The organism is Teichococcus coralli, from assembly GCF_009829925.1.
GTDB lineage: Bacteria > Pseudomonadota > Alphaproteobacteria > Acetobacterales > Acetobacteraceae > Pseudoroseomonas > Pseudoroseomonas coralli.
In genome coordinates this window covers 1-1155 of sequence record NZ_SNVJ01000063.1, presented here as the reverse complement: position 1 = coordinate 1155, position 1155 = coordinate 1, and the positions used below count along the sequence as shown (strand labels likewise).

The following is a 1155-nucleotide window of genomic DNA, read 5'->3' as shown; positions in this document are numbered from 1 at the left end:
GATCCGGAGGTTCTGTTAGACGTTCTTAGGCCGGCACCGCTGGGTGGTGGAGCGCACGCTGGCCTGGTTCAGCCGCTTCCGCCGCTTGACGGTCCGTTACGAGCGCCGGGCTGACGTCCACCAAGCCTTTCTCTCCCTGGCGGCTTCCCTCATTTGCTGGAGCTACGTCCAACGACCGGCCCGCTAGTCGCTCTCAGGTGACTGCCGTCGTCTCTAGGATGAGCTGCACCGTTTCCTTTGGGCGGTCCCATATGGGGAAGTGACCGCACTTGGAGAACCAGTGCAGCTTGGCGGACGGGAAAGCCTCCTGAGCGCGAGCAGCCTGCCGCGGCAGGCACAGGCGGTCTTGGCGGCCCCAGCCAATGACGATCGGGCGCGACGGGTGGGCCGCCGGTCCCTTCTGCTCGGGCGCTGCCGCGAGATCGCGCACAAGAGCATCGAAGGTCTTCGTGCGGGCAAAGCTTTGCAGCTCGGTCGCGACGACCTCATCGTCGAGCCGCCAAGGTCGGGCCGAGAGCTGCGCCAGCAGCGCGCTGCGTGTCACTGCGGACCGGGAGAGCGTCGGCAGAGCGGGTCCCAGGGCGCGGACCAGGTGGATCGATGCACCGAGTGTTGTCCGGAAGTAGGTCCGCTCCCAGCCGCGCCAGAAGCCGCCCGGGTCCAGGGCCACGGTGGCGCCCACGCGGCCGCGGCGCGCCATCTCCAGCACGATCCGCGCGCCCAGCGAACTGCCGACGATGTCGACCCCCTCCAAGTCCTGTTCGAGGATGAAGCGTTCTACGCTGTCGGCGAGCCCGGCAAAAGTGCCGCTGTCTGCCGCTGCTGGTGTCTCGCCATGCCCCGGCAACTCGAGCGCGATCACCTCGCGTGCCTGCGACAGCGCCGGAAGGATCGTGCTCCACGACCGCCACGTCCCACCCAGACCATGGACCAGAAGGAGCCTTGGGCCTAGGCCACGACGAACGAAGTTCAAACTCATTGTCAGGTCCTTCAGACTTGGCAGAGCGAGCATGGCTGCCATCACTCAGAGCTGCGCTCCTCGACAACAACGGATGAGCCGGTGTTTTGGTCCAACCGGTCCGGAGGCGCTCATAACCCGGCACCACTCCGGGTTCTGTTAGATGCTCTAAGAACGTCTAACAGAACCTCCGGATC

At 65.9% G+C, this 1155-nt stretch carries 1 protein-coding gene and 1 pseudogene; one reads left to right on the top strand and one right to left on the bottom strand.

Features of this window, described 5'->3' with window-relative positions; all coding sequences use genetic code 11:
- Positions 1-25: 25 nt before the first annotated feature.
- Positions 26-187, top strand: a pseudogene (locus E0493_RS22930) (transposase); the annotation flags it as partial.
- A 6-nt stretch (positions 188-193) separates the two neighbouring features.
- Here E0493_RS22930 and E0493_RS22925 read toward each other — a convergent pair.
- Positions 194-1021: an alpha/beta fold hydrolase gene (locus tag E0493_RS22925; protein WP_202397307.1), complete on the bottom strand. Its 828-nt coding sequence runs from the start codon at positions 1019-1021 to the stop codon at positions 194-196.
- Positions 1022-1155: the final 134 nt, after the last annotated feature.

Bases quoted from the DNA above. Each gene is read 5' to 3' on its own strand.
- E0493_RS22925 (WP_202397307.1), bottom strand. From the start codon at position 1,021: ATGGCAGCCATGCTCGCTCTGCCAAGTCTGAAGGACCTGACAATGAGT.